Source organism: Ensifer sp. GW823-FHT05D09 (assembly GCF_058795755.1).
The window spans coordinates 31,698-47,913 of sequence record NZ_JBXAIA010000002.1; the positions used below are offsets into that span (position 1 = coordinate 31,698).

11 protein-coding genes and 3 tRNA genes are annotated in these 16,216 nt (G+C 59.3%); 13 read left to right on the forward strand and 1 reads right to left on the reverse strand.

Features of this window, described 5'->3' with window-relative positions:
- Positions 1 to 75 precede the first annotated feature (75 nt).
- The gene (locus tag AC1Q80_RS05810; RefSeq protein WP_234902874.1) at positions 76 to 372 is read left to right on the forward strand and encodes a hypothetical protein; all 297 of its coding nucleotides are present in this window, start codon (positions 76 to 78) and stop codon (positions 370 to 372) included.
- Between the two features lie 174 nt (positions 373 to 546).
- On the opposite strand, the gene AC1Q80_RS05815 is transcribed toward AC1Q80_RS05810, so the two are convergent.
- A complete protein-coding gene (locus AC1Q80_RS05815; RefSeq protein ID WP_173419731.1) occupies positions 547 to 1,422 on the reverse strand; it encodes a TrmH family RNA methyltransferase in 876 nt (291 codons plus the stop codon).
- Positions 1,423 to 1,641: 219 nt separating this feature from the next.
- Here AC1Q80_RS05815 and AC1Q80_RS05820 point away from each other — a divergent pair.
- The 12 genes from AC1Q80_RS05820 (at position 1,642) to rpoC (ending at position 16,156) form a co-directional block, all read left to right on the forward strand.
- Positions 1,642 to 1,726, forward strand: a tRNA-Tyr gene (locus tag AC1Q80_RS05820).
- Positions 1,727 to 1,749: 23 nt separating this feature from the next.
- Positions 1,750 to 1,823, forward strand: a tRNA-Gly gene (locus tag AC1Q80_RS05825).
- 271 nt (positions 1,824 to 2,094) lie between these two features.
- On the forward strand, positions 2,095 to 3,270 hold the full coding sequence (tuf, locus tag AC1Q80_RS05830; protein ID WP_173419732.1) for an elongation factor Tu: 1,176 nt from the start codon (positions 2,095 to 2,097) through the stop codon (positions 3,268 to 3,270).
- Positions 3,271 to 3,714: 444 nt separating this feature from the next.
- Positions 3,715 to 3,790 (forward strand) — tRNA-Trp (locus AC1Q80_RS05835).
- Between the two features lie 195 nt (positions 3,791 to 3,985).
- Positions 3,986 to 4,186: a preprotein translocase subunit SecE gene (secE, locus tag AC1Q80_RS05840; RefSeq protein ID WP_025426653.1), complete on the forward strand. Its 201-nt coding sequence runs from the start codon at positions 3,986 to 3,988 to the stop codon at positions 4,184 to 4,186.
- A gap of 16 nt (positions 4,187 to 4,202) precedes the next feature.
- Positions 4,203 to 4,733, forward strand: a complete 531-nt coding sequence (nusG, locus tag AC1Q80_RS05845) for a transcription termination/antitermination protein NusG (protein ID WP_077498435.1) — start codon at positions 4,203 to 4,205, stop codon at positions 4,731 to 4,733.
- Between the two features lie 208 nt (positions 4,734 to 4,941).
- Positions 4,942 to 5,370 (forward strand): 50S ribosomal protein L11, encoded by a 429-nt coding sequence (rplK, locus tag AC1Q80_RS05850; protein WP_053247107.1) that lies wholly within the window; start codon positions 4,942 to 4,944, stop codon positions 5,368 to 5,370.
- A gap of 4 nt (positions 5,371 to 5,374) precedes the next feature.
- Positions 5,375 to 6,073 (forward strand): 50S ribosomal protein L1, encoded by a 699-nt coding sequence (gene rplA, locus AC1Q80_RS05855; protein ID WP_025426656.1) that lies wholly within the window; start codon positions 5,375 to 5,377, stop codon positions 6,071 to 6,073.
- Positions 6,074 to 6,405: 332 nt separating this feature from the next.
- Positions 6,406 to 6,924: a 50S ribosomal protein L10 gene (gene rplJ, locus AC1Q80_RS05860; protein WP_025426657.1), complete on the forward strand. Its 519-nt coding sequence runs from the start codon at positions 6,406 to 6,408 to the stop codon at positions 6,922 to 6,924.
- A 58-nt stretch (positions 6,925 to 6,982) separates the two neighbouring features.
- A complete protein-coding gene (gene rplL / locus AC1Q80_RS05865; RefSeq protein ID WP_025426658.1) occupies positions 6,983 to 7,360 on the forward strand; it encodes a 50S ribosomal protein L7/L12 in 378 nt (125 codons plus the stop codon).
- Positions 7,361 to 7,626: 266 nt separating this feature from the next.
- The gene (gene rpoB, locus AC1Q80_RS05870; RefSeq protein ID WP_492359908.1) at positions 7,627 to 11,766 is read left to right on the forward strand and encodes a DNA-directed RNA polymerase subunit beta; all 4,140 of its coding nucleotides are present in this window, start codon (positions 7,627 to 7,629) and stop codon (positions 11,764 to 11,766) included.
- A gap of 184 nt (positions 11,767 to 11,950) precedes the next feature.
- Positions 11,951 to 16,156, forward strand: a complete 4,206-nt coding sequence (gene rpoC, locus AC1Q80_RS05875; RefSeq protein WP_209793392.1) for a DNA-directed RNA polymerase subunit beta' — start codon at positions 11,951 to 11,953, stop codon at positions 16,154 to 16,156.
- The last annotated feature ends 60 nt before the right edge of the window (positions 16,157 to 16,216 follow it).

Below are 16,216 nucleotides of genomic sequence, written 5' to 3' on the forward strand. Positions count from 1 at the left end.
TTGCGGACGGTGCCGGTTGCCATGCAGCCGGCATTGTCCGTTTCCGCGTCGGTATTTCTGTATTATAATGTGCTCATGAGAGACTGGCGGAGAAGGCCCTTGGCTGTCATCGCTGCGGTGGTCGCGCTTACGACCGCCGGTGCAGCATATGCGTCTCCGCCTGATGCTGACTGCACGTGTCGCAATCGCGACGGCTCCAAATATGAACTCGGCCAGACAGCCTGTCTGCGTGTGGACGGGACTTCCTATCTCGCGCGCTGCGAGATGAACCTCAACGTCACCACCTGGAGGAAGCTGCGTGAGGGGTGCCCGACCGCGAGCAATCAGAGCCGATGGCTTCGTACTGGCGAAGACGCGGTGACGCGGTTTTGACGGCTGCAAGAAAGGCGCTGAGGCTGTGTATCGGCGCTCGATGTCGCCGCGTCGTGCGACCGGTCGAATCGATCGGTCTCGCCCATCAGCAGGTATGTTCGGTCAGAAAATCCCCCGGCTCTTCGTGTCCGGAGGATTCTGCAGGCGTTTGGCGGCCTTGAAAGACCGAACTGCTCACTTGCTCAGGAACTGACGGGCCGCATACATGGCGATCGCTGCTGCATTCGAGACGTTGAGCGACTTGATTGCGCCGGGCATGTCGAGCCGGGCGAGCGCCTTGACAGTCGAGCGGGTCTTCTGCCTGAGACCCTTGCCCTCTGAACCAAGCACCAGCGCGACCTTGCCGCCGGCAAACGTGCCCTCGAGCGGCTCCGGTCCTTCCGAATCAAGGCCGATCGTGTGGAAGCCGAGGCGGTGCAGTTCCTCGATCGTGTCGGAAAGATTGGTGATCTGGATATAGGGGATCATTTCCAGGGCGCCGGAAGCCGACTTTGCCAGAACGCCTGATTCGGTCGGGCTGTGGCGAATGGTGGTGATCAGGGCGCCGGCATCGAATGCGACAGCCGAGCGCATGATCGCACCGACATTGTGCGGATCGGTCACCTGGTCGAGCACGAGAATGAGTTGGCATTCGCTGAGCGCTTCGAGCTTGCGCAGCGGTAGCGGCTTGGTTTCGAGCATCACGCCCTGGTGGATCGCGTCAGGACCGAGGATCTTGTCGAGATCTTGTGGCGCCACGGTCTCGACCGGGAAGGGGAGTTCTGACACTTCGCCGAGTTCGAGCCTTGCGGCTGCGTTCTGCGTCACGCACAGGCGAACGATCTTGCGCGACGGGTTGTCGAGTGCTGCACGAACCGTATGAAGGCCGTAGAGCAGCACCTGTTCGGGTGCGAGCGCTGGCGGCTTCCAGTCGCCGGGCTGTTTGCGCCAGCGATCCTGCTTGGGTGTCGGGATCTCCCCGCGCTCGCGCTTGGCGTCGCGGTGGGCGCGTCTGAGAGTGGCGTAGTGGGTGTTCTTGGCGCTCTTGTCGCCGATGTCATCTTTGCTCATGTCCGCCTTATAGAGCGCTTCTTGTGACCTGGGAATGGAATTCGATGGCAGTGGATAAAACGGGCCTGCGGAGAAATTCCCAAAAATTTCCGTTTAGGCGTGTTGACAGGAGCAAGGCGGGCCGTCATATACCCCCCGCAGAACGAGAGGCGGCCACGACAAATTGCTGGTTGTCTCACGATCTCAAATGCTTGGTCGACTTGATCCCGACAGAATAATGGAGGGATGCCCGAGTGGTTAAAGGGGACGGACTGTAAATCCGTTGGCTTCGCCTACGTTGGTTCAAATCCAACTCCCTCCACCATTCTGCTTCTGGATCGAAGGCCCGCGGGTATAGCTCAATGGTAGAGCAGCAGCCTTCCAAGCTGAATACGCGGGTTCGATTCCCGCTACCCGCTCCAGCAGCGCCGACACATTCCCACTGTTAATGCTCCGTTTCAACTGCCCTTCGTAAACTGTTGTTTGCGCTTTTCTCACGCAGCCAGGCGGTTCGCGAATCGGCCCGACTTGCATCCCGGATGCGCCGTTCTTACATGGCGGTATGAAATGGCCGCCGTGGCCGGTCCGGGCGCACGCAATTAAGTCTTGCGCAAATCCCTTGAAACCCTTAAACGGCTCCACAAACCGGCCCCGCCGGCTGATCAATCATACTTGACCACAGGAAACGTACCCATGGCAAAGAGCAAATTTGAGCGCAACAAGCCGCACGTTAACATTGGCACGATTGGCCACGTTGACCATGGCAAGACGTCGCTGACCGCAGCGATCACGAAGTACTTCGGCGAGTACAAGGCGTACGACCAGATCGACGCTGCTCCGGAAGAAAAGGCCCGTGGTATCACGATTTCGACGGCTCACGTTGAGTATGAGACGCCGAACCGTCACTACGCGCACGTCGACTGCCCCGGCCACGCCGACTACGTCAAGAACATGATCACCGGTGCTGCGCAGATGGACGGCGCGATCCTGGTTTGCTCGGCTGCTGACGGCCCGATGCCGCAGACCCGCGAGCACATCCTGCTTGCTCGCCAGGTTGGCGTTCCGGCAATCGTCGTGTTCCTCAACAAGGTCGACCAGGTTGACGACGCCGAGCTTCTCGAGCTCGTCGAGCTTGAAGTTCGCGAACTTCTGTCGTCCTACGAATTCCCGGGCGACGACATTCCGATCATCAAGGGTTCGGCGCTTGCTGCTCTTGAAGATTCCGACAAGAAGATCGGTGAAGACGCGATCCGCGAGCTGATGGCTGCTGTCGACGCCTACATCCCGACGCCTGAGCGTCCGATCGACCTTCCGTTCCTGATGCCGATCGAAGACGTGTTCTCGATCTCGGGCCGTGGTACGGTTGTGACCGGTCGCGTTGAGCGCGGCATCGTCAAGGTCGGCGAAGAAGTTGAAATCGTCGGCATCCGCGACACGTCGAAGACGACGGTTACGGGCGTTGAAATGTTCCGCAAGCTGCTCGACCAGGGCCAGGCCGGCGACAACATCGGCGCGCTGGTTCGTGGTGTTAACCGTGATGGCGTTGAGCGTGGTCAGATCCTGTGCAAGCCGGGTTCGGTCAAGCCGCACAAGAAGTTCATGGCCGAAGCCTACATCCTGACGAAGGAAGAAGGCGGTCGTCATACGCCGTTCTTCACGAACTACCGTCCGCAGTTCTACTTCCGCACGACGGACGTGACCGGTATCGTGACGCTTCCGGAAGGCACGGAAATGGTTATGCCTGGCGACAACGTCACCGTTGCCGTTGAGCTGATCGTTCCGATCGCGATGGAAGAAAAGCTGCGCTTCGCTATCCGCGAAGGCGGCCGCACCGTCGGCGCCGGCATCGTCGCTTCGATCGTCGAGTAATCTCCGGATTATTTCGGTTCAGAAGGCCCCGCTGGAAACGGCGGGGCTTTCGTCGTTTTGAACAAAGTTTGGCGAGCCGCCGGGCAGGGGCGCCGCCGTACCCTTGCGGGAATTCCGTGTGAGGGGAGGCGTAAGGAGGCATCTGGCTGCGCGGTCCAGTACCAAGCTCGTGCGACGTTTTTACCGCCCGTGTGATTGACGGCCCTGTCAATGCCGTCGTAATGCGGCCGTCGGGCCGGCGCGACTGCCGCTTCAATGGCGCGCATATTGCGCGCAATGGAGGGCGCGGCGCGGGGTGAAAAGGCACATCACGCGCTGTTGCGGTTTTTGCCACAAGAATTTGAATCTTTTCCGTCAAAGACGCTTGTCATCGCCCGATAAACTGAATAATAAGCCGCTGACTTGATGCACTGACCGGTTCGAGAATGACCGGCTGGAGCGACTAGGGGTATAGCTCAGTTGGTAGAGCGGCGGTCTCCAAAACCGCAGGTCGTCGGTTCAAGCCCGGCTGCCCCTGCCATTGCCTTCGCCATTGCAAACGGCTCAAAGCCGGGTAGGGCGGAAGGAGGTCGGATAGGCCGACCATCGAAATTCACAGAAAAGACCGAATACCTCTTGTGATTTGTGGAATCGGTCTTTATGTAGGGTCCAAACAGACACGCGGTGCGTGGGGCTGAATCATCGGCTTTACGCGCCGTAATGGCGTGAGCATTACATGGCATCCAAAACGAATCCGTTTACGTTTCTGCAGCAGGTTCGCTCAGAGGCGTCGAAAGTAACTTGGCCATCCAGGCGCGAGACGATGATCTCGACGCTGATGGTATTTGTGATGGTCTTTTTTGCCGCTGCCTTCTTCTTTGCTGCGGACCAGTTGATGGGTTGGCTGATTGGCCTAGTCCTCAACGCTGGCGCTTGATTGGGTGGAGGGTAGTATGGCTGCACGCTGGTATATTGTTCACGCCTATTCGAATTTCGAAAAGAAGGTGGCTGAGTCGATCGAGGAGAAGGCCAAGCAAAAGGGTCTTTCGCACCTCTTCGAAAAGATCCTCGTTCCGACCGAAAAGGTTGTCGAGGTTCGCCGCGGTCGTAAGGTTGATGCCGAGCGCAAGTTTTTCCCGGGTTACGTCCTGGTGCGCGCCAACCTGACGGATGAGGCTTATCACCTCATCAAGAATACGCCGAAGGTCACCGGCTTCCTCGGGACCGACAGCAAGCCTGTTCCGATTCCGGATCACGAAGCCGACCGTATCCTTGGCCAGGTCCAGGATGGTGTCGAGCGTCCGAAGCCGTCTGTCTCGTTCGAGATCGGCGAGCAGGTTCGTGTCTCGGATGGTCCGTTCGCCTCGTTCAACGGCATCGTTCAGGATGTCGACGAGGAGCGGTCGCGCCTGAAGGTCGAGGTTTCGATTTTCGGTCGTGCGACCCCTGTCGAACTGGAATACGGCCAGGTCGAGAAGGTCTGAGAAGATCAAGAGAGATTGGGCAAGTCGTTTAGGCCTGCCCTGGCGGAGAAATCCGCATGCGCGTGGAAGGATGTCGGCCTTAGCCAGGTCGAAGGGTCCGTACCACGCAACCGCAGCCGCCGATCCCTGATCGGCAGAATGCCGGGAAACCGGCGTAACAGTTCCTCGTTTCGATCCGTCGGGATGAGGCAATGAGAGGCAGAGAGAAATGGCTAAGAAAGTTGCAGGCCAGCTCAAGCTGCAGGTGAAGGCAGGGTCGGCCAATCCGTCCCCGCCGATCGGTCCTGCACTCGGTCAGCGTGGCATTAACATCATGGAATTCTGCAAGGCGTTCAATGCCGCCACGCAGGAAATGGAAAAGGGTATGCCGATCCCGGTCGTCATCACCTATTACCAGGACAAGTCGTTCACCTTCGTCATGAAGCAGCCGCCGGTCAGCTACTTCCTGAAGAAGGAATCGAAGATCACCTCCGGTTCGAAGACCCCAGGTAAGGCCAAGGCTGGCTCGATCACCAAGGCTCAGATCCGCACGATCGCAGAGGCCAAGATGAAGGACCTCAACGCGGCCGATATCGAAGGCGCAATGGCAATGGTCGAGGGTTCTGCCCGCTCCATGGGCCTGGAAGTGGCGGGCTAAGACCATGGCGAAGATTGCAAAGCGTGTACAGAAGTCCCGCGAGGGCATCGACCCGACGAAGATCTACGGCCTCACTGAAGCCGTTTCGCTGGTCAAGGAACGTGCAACTGCCAAGTTCGACGAGACTGTTGAAGTCGCGATGAACCTCGGCGTTGACCCGCGCCACGCCGACCAGATGGTCCGTGGCGTCGTCAATCTGCCGAACGGCACGGGCCGCACGGTTCGTGTTGCCGTGTTCGCACGTGGTGCCAAGGCTGACGAAGCCAAGGCTGCCGGCGCGGACATCGTCGGCGCTGAAGAGCTCGTCGAAATCGTCCAGGGCGGCAAGATCGACTTCGATCGTTGCATCGCGACCCCGGACATGATGCCGCTCGTCGGCCGTCTCGGTAAGGTTCTCGGCCCGCGTGGCATGATGCCGAACCCGAAGGTCGGAACGGTCACCATGGACGTTGCCGGTGCCGTCAAGGCATCCAAGGGCGGCGCTGTCGAGTTCCGCGTCGAGAAGGCTGGTATCATCCACGCCGGTATCGGCAAGGCATCGTTCGACGCCAAGGCTCTGGAAGAAAACATCCGCGCCTTCGCTGACGCGGTCGTCAAGGCCAAGCCTGCTGGCGCAAAGGGCAACTACGTCAAGCGCGTAGCCATCTCGTCGACCATGGGCCCGGGCCTGAAGATCGACCCGGCAACGCTCAGCGTCGCCTAAAGAATTTCGGGCTTTGGCCCGGGAAAGAATTTCCGGCTCTTCGGGGCCGGAAATCCGGATCTCGATCCGGAACTCCTGTCCGAGATTGCGGGTGGTTTTACCTTAATCACTTCGGCCTGCATGAGACGGGTAAGATCTGAATTTCGCAATGACGCCGGAGGCGTCGAAATTCGGTTCGAGCCTCGCTTGCCTTGTGTCAGACCCGGCTTTCCGGGAACGCCAAGGGACAGGATCCTCAAGCGTTGCTCGGGATCTTCGTAAGATGATCCCTGGTGACAAAGGCAAACCCGGCGGGGCTGCATCATTGCAACCCTGCCTACTGGAGACAGACAGTGGAAAGAGCGGAAAAACGCGAATTCGTCACGGAGCTGAACGAAGTCTTCAAGGCTTCCGGTTCGGTTGTCGTGGCCCACTATGCTGGTGTCACAGTTGCGCAGATGAACGACTTCCGTTCGAAGATGCGCGCTGCTGGCGGCACCGTCAAAGTCGCGAAAAACCGCCTGGCCAAGATCGCTCTTCAGGGCACCGAGTCGGAAGGGATGACAAATCTCTTCAAGGGTCAGACGCTGATCGCATTCAGCCAAGACCCGATCACGGCTCCTAAGGTCGTCATGGATTTCGCCAAGACCAACGACAAGCTCGTTGTCCTCGGTGGCTCCATGGGAACAACCACGCTCACCGCCGAAGCAGTCAAGTCGCTCGCGACCCTGCCTTCGCTGGACGAGCTGCGCGCAAAGCTGCTGGGCCTTCTCAATGCCCCGGCAACCCGCGTTGCTACGGTTGTTGCAGCACCGGCAAGCCAGCTTGCCCGCGTGTTCGCCGCCTATGCCAAGAAGGACGAAGCCGCCTAAGGCGGATTTTCGCTGTTGTATTTAAAACCAGTTCGAACCGAACAAAAGGAAAAGTAAAATGGCTGATCTCGCAAAGATCGTTGAAGACCTCTCCTCGCTGACCGTCCTGGAAGCTGCTGAGCTTTCCAAGCTGCTCGAAGAGAAGTGGGGCGTTTCTGCAGCTGCTCCGGTAGCTGTTGCTGCTGCTGGCGGCGCTGGCGCTGCTGCACCGGTTGAAGAAGAAAAGACCGAATTTGACGTTATCCTCGTTGACGCTGGCGCCAACAAGATCAACGTCATCAAGGAAGTCCGCGCCATCACCGGTCTCGGCCTCAAGGAAGCCAAGGACCTGGTCGAAGGCGCTCCGAAGCCGGTCAAGGAAGCAGTTTCCAAGGCTGAAGCTGCTGACCTCAAGAAGAAGCTCGAAGACGCTGGCGCCAAGGTTGACGTCAAGTAATTCGGCATTTTGCAAGGGGAGGTGGCCATTTCGGCCGCCTCTCTTTGACCGTTTTTAGAACATATTACCCAAAAGCCTGTCGCAAAACGGCTTTTGGGTAATGGGTTCTTCAAGAGGATGGTCTCGAACGGAAATCGGCACAGCAATCCGCGCTGGGTGTTTTCCGCAAGTTAGACGAGATTGAACTACTCATTGATTGACGGGGTCGACTGGCCATCGGTTCCCGTCCGTTGCAGGCCCGGATGCAAGATTGACAAGGAGCGACGATGGCTCAGACCCTTTCGTTTAACGGTCGCAGGCGCGTACGCAAGTTTTTTGGTAAAATTCCAGAAGTCGCGGAGATGCCGAACCTCATCGAGGTTCAGAAGGCATCCTACGACCAGTTTCTTATGGTTGAAGAGCCCAAGGGCGGACGCCCTGATGAGGGCCTTCAGGCCGTTTTCAAATCGGTTTTCCCGATCAAGGATTTCTCCGGCGCTTCAATGCTCGAGTTCGTTTCCTACGAATTCGAACAGCCGAAGTTTGACGTCGAAGAATGCCGTCAGCGCGATCTGACCTACGCAGCGCCGCTGAAGGTGACGCTGCGTCTGATCGTGTTCGATATTGACGAGGATACCGGCGCGAAGTCGATCAAGGACATCAAGGAACAGAACGTCTACATGGGCGACATGCCGCTCATGACCGACAACGGTACCTTCATCGTCAATGGCACCGAGCGCGTCATCGTTTCGCAGATGCACCGCTCCCCGGGCGTGTTCTTCGACCACGACAAGGGCAAGAGCCATTCTTCCGGCAAGCTGCTCTTCGCGGCTCGCGTGATCCCGTATCGCGGTTCCTGGCTGGACATCGAGTTCGACGCGAAGGACATCGTTCACGCCCGTATCGACCGTCGCCGCAAGATCCCCGTGTCTTCGCTGTTGATGGCGCTTGGCATGGACGGCGAGGAAATCCTCGACACCTTCTATACGAAGTCGCTCTACCAGCGCGACGGCGCAGGCTGGCGCGTGCCGTTCCAGCCGGATGCGCTGAAGGGCCAGAAGGCGATCACCGAGATGGTCGACGCCGACACCGGCGAAGTCGTCGTCGAAGCCGGCAAGAAGCTGACGCCGCGCCTGCTGCGCCAGTTGCAGGACAAGGGCCTGAAGGCTCTCAAGGCGACCGATGACGACCTCTATGGCAACTACCTTGCCGAAGACATCGTCAACTTCGCGACCGGTGAAATCTACCTCGAAGCAGGCGACGAGATCGACGAGAAGACGCTTCCCGTCATCCTGTCGGCAGGCTTCGACGAAATCCCGGTTCTCGACATCGACCACATCAATGTCGGCGCCTACATCCGCAACACGCTGACCGTAGACAAGAACGAGAACCGTCAGGACGCTCTGTTCGATATCTACCGCGTGATGCGTCCGGGCGAACCGCCGACCATGGATTCCGCGGAAGCCATGTTCAACACGCTGTTCTTCGATGCCGAGCGTTACGATCTCTCGGCCGTTGGCCGCGTGAAGATGAACATGCGCCTCGACCTCGAAGTTGCTGACACGGTTCGTATCCTGCGCAAGGAAGACATCCTGGCTGTCGTCAAGATGCTGGTCGAACTGCGTGACGGCAAGGGCGAAATCGACGACATCGACAACCTCGGCAACCGCCGTGTTCGTTCGGTCGGCGAACTGATGGAAAACCAGTACCGCCTTGGTCTGCTCCGCATGGAGCGCGCGATCAAGGAACGCATGTCGTCGATCGAAATCGATACCGTCATGCCGCAGGACCTGATCAACGCCAAGCCGGCTGCAGCAGCCGTCCGCGAATTCTTCGGCTCGTCGCAGCTGTCGCAGTTCATGGACCAGGTGAACCCGCTTTCGGAAATCACCCACAAGCGCCGTCTTTCGGCACTTGGCCCGGGCGGTCTGACCCGCGAGCGCGCAGGCTTCGAAGTCCGCGACGTTCACCCGACCCACTACGGCCGTATCTGCCCGATTGAAACGCCGGAAGGCCCGAACATCGGTCTGATCAACTCGCTCGCAACCTTTGCTCGCGTCAACAAGTACGGCTTCATCGAAAGCCCGTACCGCAAGATCGTTGACGGCAAGGTGACGAATGACGTCGTCTATCTCTCGGCGATGGAAGAAGCCAAGTATCACGTCGCCCAGGCAAACTCGGTTCTCGAGAGCGATGGTTCGTTCTCGGAAGAATTCGTCGTTTGCCGCCATTCCGGCGAAGTTATGCTGGCACCGCGCGACAACATCAACCTGATGGACGTTTCGCCGAAGCAGCTCGTTTCGGTCGCAGCCGCGCTCATCCCGTTCCTCGAGAACGACGACGCCAACCGCGCACTCATGGGCTCGAACATGCAGCGTCAGGCCGTGCCTCTGCTGCGCGCCGAAGCTCCGTTCGTCGGTACTGGCATGGAACCAGTCGTTGCCCGTGACTCCGGCGCTGCCATTGCAGCCCGTCGTGGCGGTGTCGTCGACCAGGTCGATGCCACGCGTATCGTTATCCGCGCCACCGAAGACCTCGATCCGTCGAAGTCGGGCGTCGATATCTATCGTCTGCAGAAGTTCCAGCGTTCGAACCAGAACACCTGCGTCAACCAGCGCCCGCTGGTCACCGTCGGTGACGTCCTGAACAAGGGCGACATCATCGCTGACGGTCCGTCGACCGATCTCGGCGATCTGGCGCTCGGCCGCAACGCGCTCGTCGCGTTCATGCCCTGGAACGGTTACAACTACGAAGACTCGATCCTGCTCTCCGAGCGTATCGTGCGCGACGACGTGTTCACCTCCATCCACATCGAAGAATTCGAAGTGATGGCGCGCGACACGAAGCTCGGCCCGGAAGAAATTACCCGCGACATTCCGAACGTTTCGGAAGAAGCGCTGCGTAATCTCGACGAAGCCGGCATCGTCTACATCGGTGCGGAAGTTCAGCCAGGCGATATCCTGGTCGGCAAGATCACGCCGAAGGGCGAAAGCCCGATGACGCCGGAAGAAAAGCTTCTGCGCGCCATCTTCGGTGAAAAGGCTTCCGACGTCCGCGACACGTCCATGCGCATGCCCCCGGGCACGTTCGGCACCGTCGTCGAAGTTCGCGTCTTCAATCGCCATGGCGTTGAGAAGGACGAGCGCGCGATGGCTATCGAGCGCGAGGAAATCGAACGCCTGGCAAAGGACCGCGACGACGAACAGGCGATCCTCGATCGCAACGTCTACGCACGTCTCGTCGACATGCTGCGCGGTCACACTGCGGTTGCAGGTCCGAAGGGCTTCAAGAAGGGCACTGAGCTGTCCAACCTCGTCGTCAGCGAATATCCCCGCTCGCAGTGGTGGATGTTTGCCATCGAAGACGAAAAGGCTCAGGGCGAGATCGAAGCGCTTCGCGCCCAGTACGACGAATCCAAGTCGCGCCTTGAACAGCGCTTCATGGACAAGGTCGAAAAGGTCCAGCGCGGCGACGAAATGCCTCCTGGTGTCATGAAGATGGTCAAGGTCTTCGTCGCTGTTAAGCGCAAGATCCAGCCGGGCGACAAGATGGCCGGCCGTCACGGCAACAAGGGTGTCGTGTCGCGTATCGTGCCGATCGAAGACATGCCGTTCCTGGAAGATGGTACGCACGTCGACGTCGTTCTGAACCCGCTCGGCGTGCCTTCGCGCATGAACGTCGGCCAGATCCTCGAAACCCATCTTGGCTGGGCTTGCGCCGGCATGGGCAAGAAGATCGGTGCGATGCTCGATGCCTATAAGGCGGGTGCCGATATCCAGCCGCTGCGCGATACCATCGACAGCGTCATCGGGTCGGGCCCGAAGGGTGAGCCGATCAAGCAGTACGACGACGCGTCGATCGTACGGCTTGCCGAGCAGACCCGTCGTGGCGTTTCGATCGCAACGCCGGTCTTCGACGGTGCTGTCGAAGCCGACGTCAACGAGATGCTGGAGCAGGCGGGCCTCAAGGTCAGCGGCCAGTCGACGCTGTATGATGGCCGTACAGGCGATCAGTTCGACCGTCAGGTGACGGTTGGCTACATCTACATGCTGAAGCTGAACCACCTTGTCGACGACAAGATCCACGCCCGTTCGATCGGTCCTTACTCGCTCGTTACCCAGCAGCCGCTGGGCGGCAAGGCGCAGTTCGGCGGTCAGCGCTTCGGGGAAATGGAAGTCTGGGCGCTCGAAGCCTACGGCGCCGCCTACACCCTGCAGGAAATGCTGACGGTGAAGTCGGACGACGTGGCCGGCCGTACGAAGGTCTACGAAGCGATTGTCCGTGGCGACGATACCTTCGAAGCGGGTATTCCTGAGAGCTTCAACGTTCTCGTCAAGGAAATGCGCTCGCTTGGCCTCTCGGTCGAACTCGAGAACACCAAGGTCGACGAACTCGGTGCAGGTCAGCTGCCTGACGCAGCCGAATAAGAAACATCAAGGTGCGTGCCGCGTCGCGGCACGCACCGCTTCCTCCGCAAGGCTTCATTGGCAAGCGAGAGGAACGGGGCCGCATCAGATGCGGTTTTAGCTGTTTATGGGGCAGGGGCCGGCGCCCGGGATTTGTCGGCACCCTCGCCAAGCTCAGGGCGTTAAGCCCGTAAAGGAGACAGGCATGAACCAAGAGGTCATGAATCTTTTCAATCCGCAGGTGCCTGCACAGACTTTCGATTCCATCCGGATTTCGATCGCCTCGCCGGAGAAGATTCTTTCCTGGTCTTACGGTGAGATCAAGAAGCCGGAGACGATCAACTACCGCACGTTCAAGCCGGAACGCGATGGTCTCTTCTGCGCTCGTATCTTCGGTCCGATCAAGGATTACGAATGCCTGTGCGGCAAGTACAAGCGCATGAAGTACAAGGGCATCATCTGCGAAAAGTGCGGCGTTGAAGTAACGCTGTCGCGCGTTCGCCGTGAGCGCATGGGCCACATCGAGCTCGCCGCTCCCGTTGCCCACATCTGGTTCCTGAAGTCGCTGCCGAGCCGTATTTCGACGCTGCTCGACATGACGCTGAAGGATGTAGAGCGCGTTCTGTACTTCGAAAACTACATCGTCACCGAGCCTGGTCTGACGTCGCTGAAGGAAAACCAGCTCCTCAGCGAAGAAGACTACATGCTCGCTGTCGACGAGTTCGGCGAAGATCAGTTCACCGCGATGATCGGTGCTGAAGCGATCTATGAGATGCTCGCTTCGATGAATCTCGAAAAGATCGCTGGCGATCTGCGTTCGGACCTGGCCGAGACCACCTCGGATCTGAAGCAGAAAAAGCTGATGAAGCGCCTGAAGATCGTCGAGAACTTCATGGATTCCGGCAACCGTCCGGAATGGATGATCATGAAGGTCGTCCCGGTGATCCCGCCGGACCTGCGTCCGCTCGTGCCGCTCGACGGTGGCCGTTTCGCGACGTCGGATCTGAACGATCTCTATCGCCGCGTGATCAACCGCAACAATCGTCTGAAGCGCCTGATCGAGCTTCGCGCACCGGGCATCATCATCCGCAACGAAAAGCGCATGCTGCAGGAATCCGTGGACGCGCTGTTCGACAACGGTCGCCGCGGTCGTGTCATCACGGGTGCCAACAAGCGTCCGCTGAAGTCGCTGTCCGACATGCTCAAGGGCAAGCAGGGCCGCTTCCGTCAGAACCTGCTCGGCAAGCGCGTCGACTACTCCGGCCGCTCGGTTATCGTGACTGGTCCGGAACTGAAGCTGCACCAGTGCGGTCTTCCGAAGAAGATGGCACTCGAGCTGTTCAAGCCGTTCATCTATGCTCGCCTCGACGCCAAGGGTTACTCCTCGACCGTCAAGCAGGCCAAGAAGCTCGTCGAAAAGGAAAAGCCGGAAGTCTGGGATATCCTCGACGAGGTCATCCGCGAACATCCGGTCCTCTTGAACCGCGCACCGACGCTGCACCGCCTGGGCATCCAGGCCTTCGAACCGACCCTGGTCGAAGGCAAGGCGATCCAGCTGCACCCGCTCGTCTGCACGGCCTTCAACGCCGACTTCGACGGTGACCAGATGGCGGTTCACGTGCCGCTGTCGCTCGAAGCGCAGCTTGAAGCCCGCGTTCTGATGATGTCGACGAACAACATCCTGCACCCGGCCAACGGTGCTCCGATCATCGTTCCGTCGCAGGACATGGTTCTCGGTCTCTACTATCTGTCGATCCTGAACCAGAACGAGCCGGGCGAAGGCATGGCGTTCTCCGACATGGGCGAGCTGCATCACGCGCTCGAAACCAAGTCCGTGACGCTGCACGCCAAGATCCGCGGCCGCTTCAAGACCGTCGACGCCGAGGGCAACCCGGTTTCGAAGATCTACGAAACGACACCTGGCCGCATGATCATCGGCGAACTGTTGCCGCGCAACGTCAACGTGCCGTTCGAGACCTGCAACCAGGAAATGACCAAGAAGAACATCTCCAAGATGATCGACACGGTCTACCGTCACTGCGGTCAGAAAGACACGGTCATCTTCTGCGACCGCATCATGCAGCTCGGCTTTGCCCATGCCTGCCGCGCCGGCATTTCGTTCGGCAAGGACGACATGGTCATTCCGGACACCAAGGTGAAGATCGTCGGCGACACTGAAGCGCTCGTGAAGGAATACGAGCAGCAGTACAATGACGGCCTCATCACGCAGGGCGAAAAGTACAACAAGGTTGTCGACGCCTGGGGTAAGGCGACCGAAAAGGTCGCCGACGAAATGATGGCCCGCATTAAGGCCGTGGAGTTCGACGACAACGGCCGTCAGAAGCCGATGAACTCGATCTACATGATGTCGCACTCCGGCGCCCGTGGTTCTCCGAACCAGATGCGTCAGCTGGGCGGCATGCGCGGCCTGATGGCCAAGCCGTCGGGCGAAATCATCGAGACGCCGATCATCTCGAACTTCAAGGAAGGCCTCACCGTTAACGAGTACTTCAACTCGACCCACGGTGCTCGTAAGGGTCTGGCCGACACCGCCTTGAAGACCGCGAACTCGGGCTACCTGACCCGTCGTCTCGTCGACGTGGCGCAGGATTGCATCGTCAACTCAGTCGATTGCGGCACCCAGAACGGCCTCACCATGACGGCAATCGTCGATGCCGGTCAGGTTGTGGCTTCGATTGGCGCTCGTATTCTCGGCCGTACGGCTCTGGATGACATCGATCACCCGGTCACGGGCGTTCGGATCGTCGATGCAGGCCGGATGATCCTTGAACCTGATGTCATCGAGATCGAAAAGGCTGGTATCCAGTCGATCCGCATCCGTTCGGCGCTGACTTGCGAAATCCAGACCGGCGTCTGCGGCGTCTGCTACGGCCGCGACCTGGCACGTGGTACGCCTGTCAACATGGGCGAAGCGGTTGGCGTTATCGCCGCACAGTCGATCGGTGAACCGGGCACCCAGCTCACCATGCGTACCTTCCACTTGGGCGGTACGGCGACCGTGGTCGACCAGTCGTTCCTGGAAGCGTCCTACGAAGGCACGGTTCAGATCAAGAACCGCAACATGCTGCGCAACTCTGATGGCATTCTTGTCGCCATGGGTCGTAACATGGCCGTGCAGATCCTCGACGAACGTGGTGTCGAGCGCTCCTCGCAGCGTGTTGCCTATGGTTCGAAGATCTTCGTCGACGATGGTGACAAGGTGAAGCGCGGTCAGCGCCTTGCCGAATGGGACCCCTACACCCGTCCGATGATGACGGAAGTGGAAGGTATCGTTCACTTCGAAGACGTCGTCGATGGCATCTCGGTGCTCGAAGCGACCGACGAATCGACCGGTATCACCAAGCGTCAGGTTATCGATTGGCGTTCGACGCCGCGCGGTATCGACCTGAAGCCGGCGATCGTCATCAAGGACAAGAACGGCGCCGTTCTGAAGCTGTCGCGCGGTGGTGACGCCCGCTTCATGCTTTCGGTCGACGCCATTCTTTCGGTCGAGCCTGGTACGAAGGTCTCCCAGGGTGACGTGCTTGCGCGTTCGCCGCTGGAAAGCGCCAAGACCAAGGACATCACCGGCGGTCTGCCGCGCGTTGCCGAACTGTTCGAAGCTCGTCGTCCGAAGGACCACGCCATCATCGCTGAGATCGATGGTACGATCCGCTTCGGTCGCGATTACAAGAACAAGCGTCGCGTGCTGATCGAACCTGCTGAAGACGGTGTCGAGCCGGTCGAGTACCTGATCCCGAAGGGCAAGCCCTTCCATCTTCAGGATGGCGACTACATTGAAAAGGGCGACTACATCCTCGACGGCAACCCGGCGCCGCACGACATCCTGGCGATCAAGGGCGTGGAAGCACTCGCTTCCTACCTGGTCAACGAAATCCAGGAAGTTTACCGACTGCAGGGCGTTGTGATCAACGACAAGCACATCGAAGTCATTGTTCGTCAGATGCTGCAGAAGGTGGAAATCACCGATGCCGGCGACTCGACCTACATCGTCGGTGACAATGTCGATCGCATCGAGCTCGAAGACGTCAACGACGGTCTGATCGAACAGGGCAAGAAGCCGGCATACGGCGATCCGGTCCTGCTCGGCATCACCAAGGCCTCGCTGCAGACACCGTCGTTCATCTCGGCGGCGTCATTCCAGGAAACCACCAAGGTCCTGACCGAAGCGGCAATCGCCGGCAAGGTCGACGGCCTGCAGGGTCTGAAGGAAAACGTCATCGTCGGTCGTCTGATCCCGGCCGGTACCGGCGGAACGATGACCCAGATCCGTCGCATTGCGACGGCGCGCGACGAGATGATCCTCGAAGAACGTCGCAAGGGTACGGGCGCAGACGTTGCGACCCCGATGCTTGCCGATCTCGCGAAGGAAAACGCTGCGGCCGAGTAATAGGAGGAGGGCGGTTCCCGCCCTCTTTCCCCAGATTAAAAAAAGCCGCCCGGAGCGATC

What these genes read in the sequence shown, in the direction of transcription:
- AC1Q80_RS05810 (WP_234902874.1), top strand. Translation starts at nt 76, where the DNA reads ATGAGAGACTGGCGGAGAAGGCCCTTGGCTGTCATCGCTGCGGTGGTC.
- AC1Q80_RS05815 (WP_173419731.1), bottom strand. Translation starts at nt 1,422, where the DNA reads ATGAGCAAAGATGACATCGGCGACAAGAGCGCCAAGAACACCCACTAC.
- tuf (WP_173419732.1), top strand. Translation starts at nt 2,095, where the DNA reads ATGGCAAAGAGCAAATTTGAGCGCAACAAGCCGCACGTTAACATTGGC.
- secE (WP_025426653.1), top strand. Translation starts at nt 3,986, where the DNA reads ATGGCATCCAAAACGAATCCGTTTACGTTTCTGCAGCAGGTTCGCTCA.
- nusG (WP_077498435.1), top strand. Translation starts at nt 4,203, where the DNA reads ATGGCTGCACGCTGGTATATTGTTCACGCCTATTCGAATTTCGAAAAG.
- rplK (WP_053247107.1), top strand. Translation starts at nt 4,942, where the DNA reads ATGGCTAAGAAAGTTGCAGGCCAGCTCAAGCTGCAGGTGAAGGCAGGG.
- rplA (WP_025426656.1), top strand. Translation starts at nt 5,375, where the DNA reads ATGGCGAAGATTGCAAAGCGTGTACAGAAGTCCCGCGAGGGCATCGAC.
- rplL (WP_025426658.1), top strand. Translation starts at nt 6,983, where the DNA reads ATGGCTGATCTCGCAAAGATCGTTGAAGACCTCTCCTCGCTGACCGTC.
- rpoB (WP_492359908.1), top strand. Translation starts at nt 7,627, where the DNA reads ATGGCTCAGACCCTTTCGTTTAACGGTCGCAGGCGCGTACGCAAGTTT.
- rpoC (WP_209793392.1), top strand. Translation starts at nt 11,951, where the DNA reads ATGAACCAAGAGGTCATGAATCTTTTCAATCCGCAGGTGCCTGCACAG.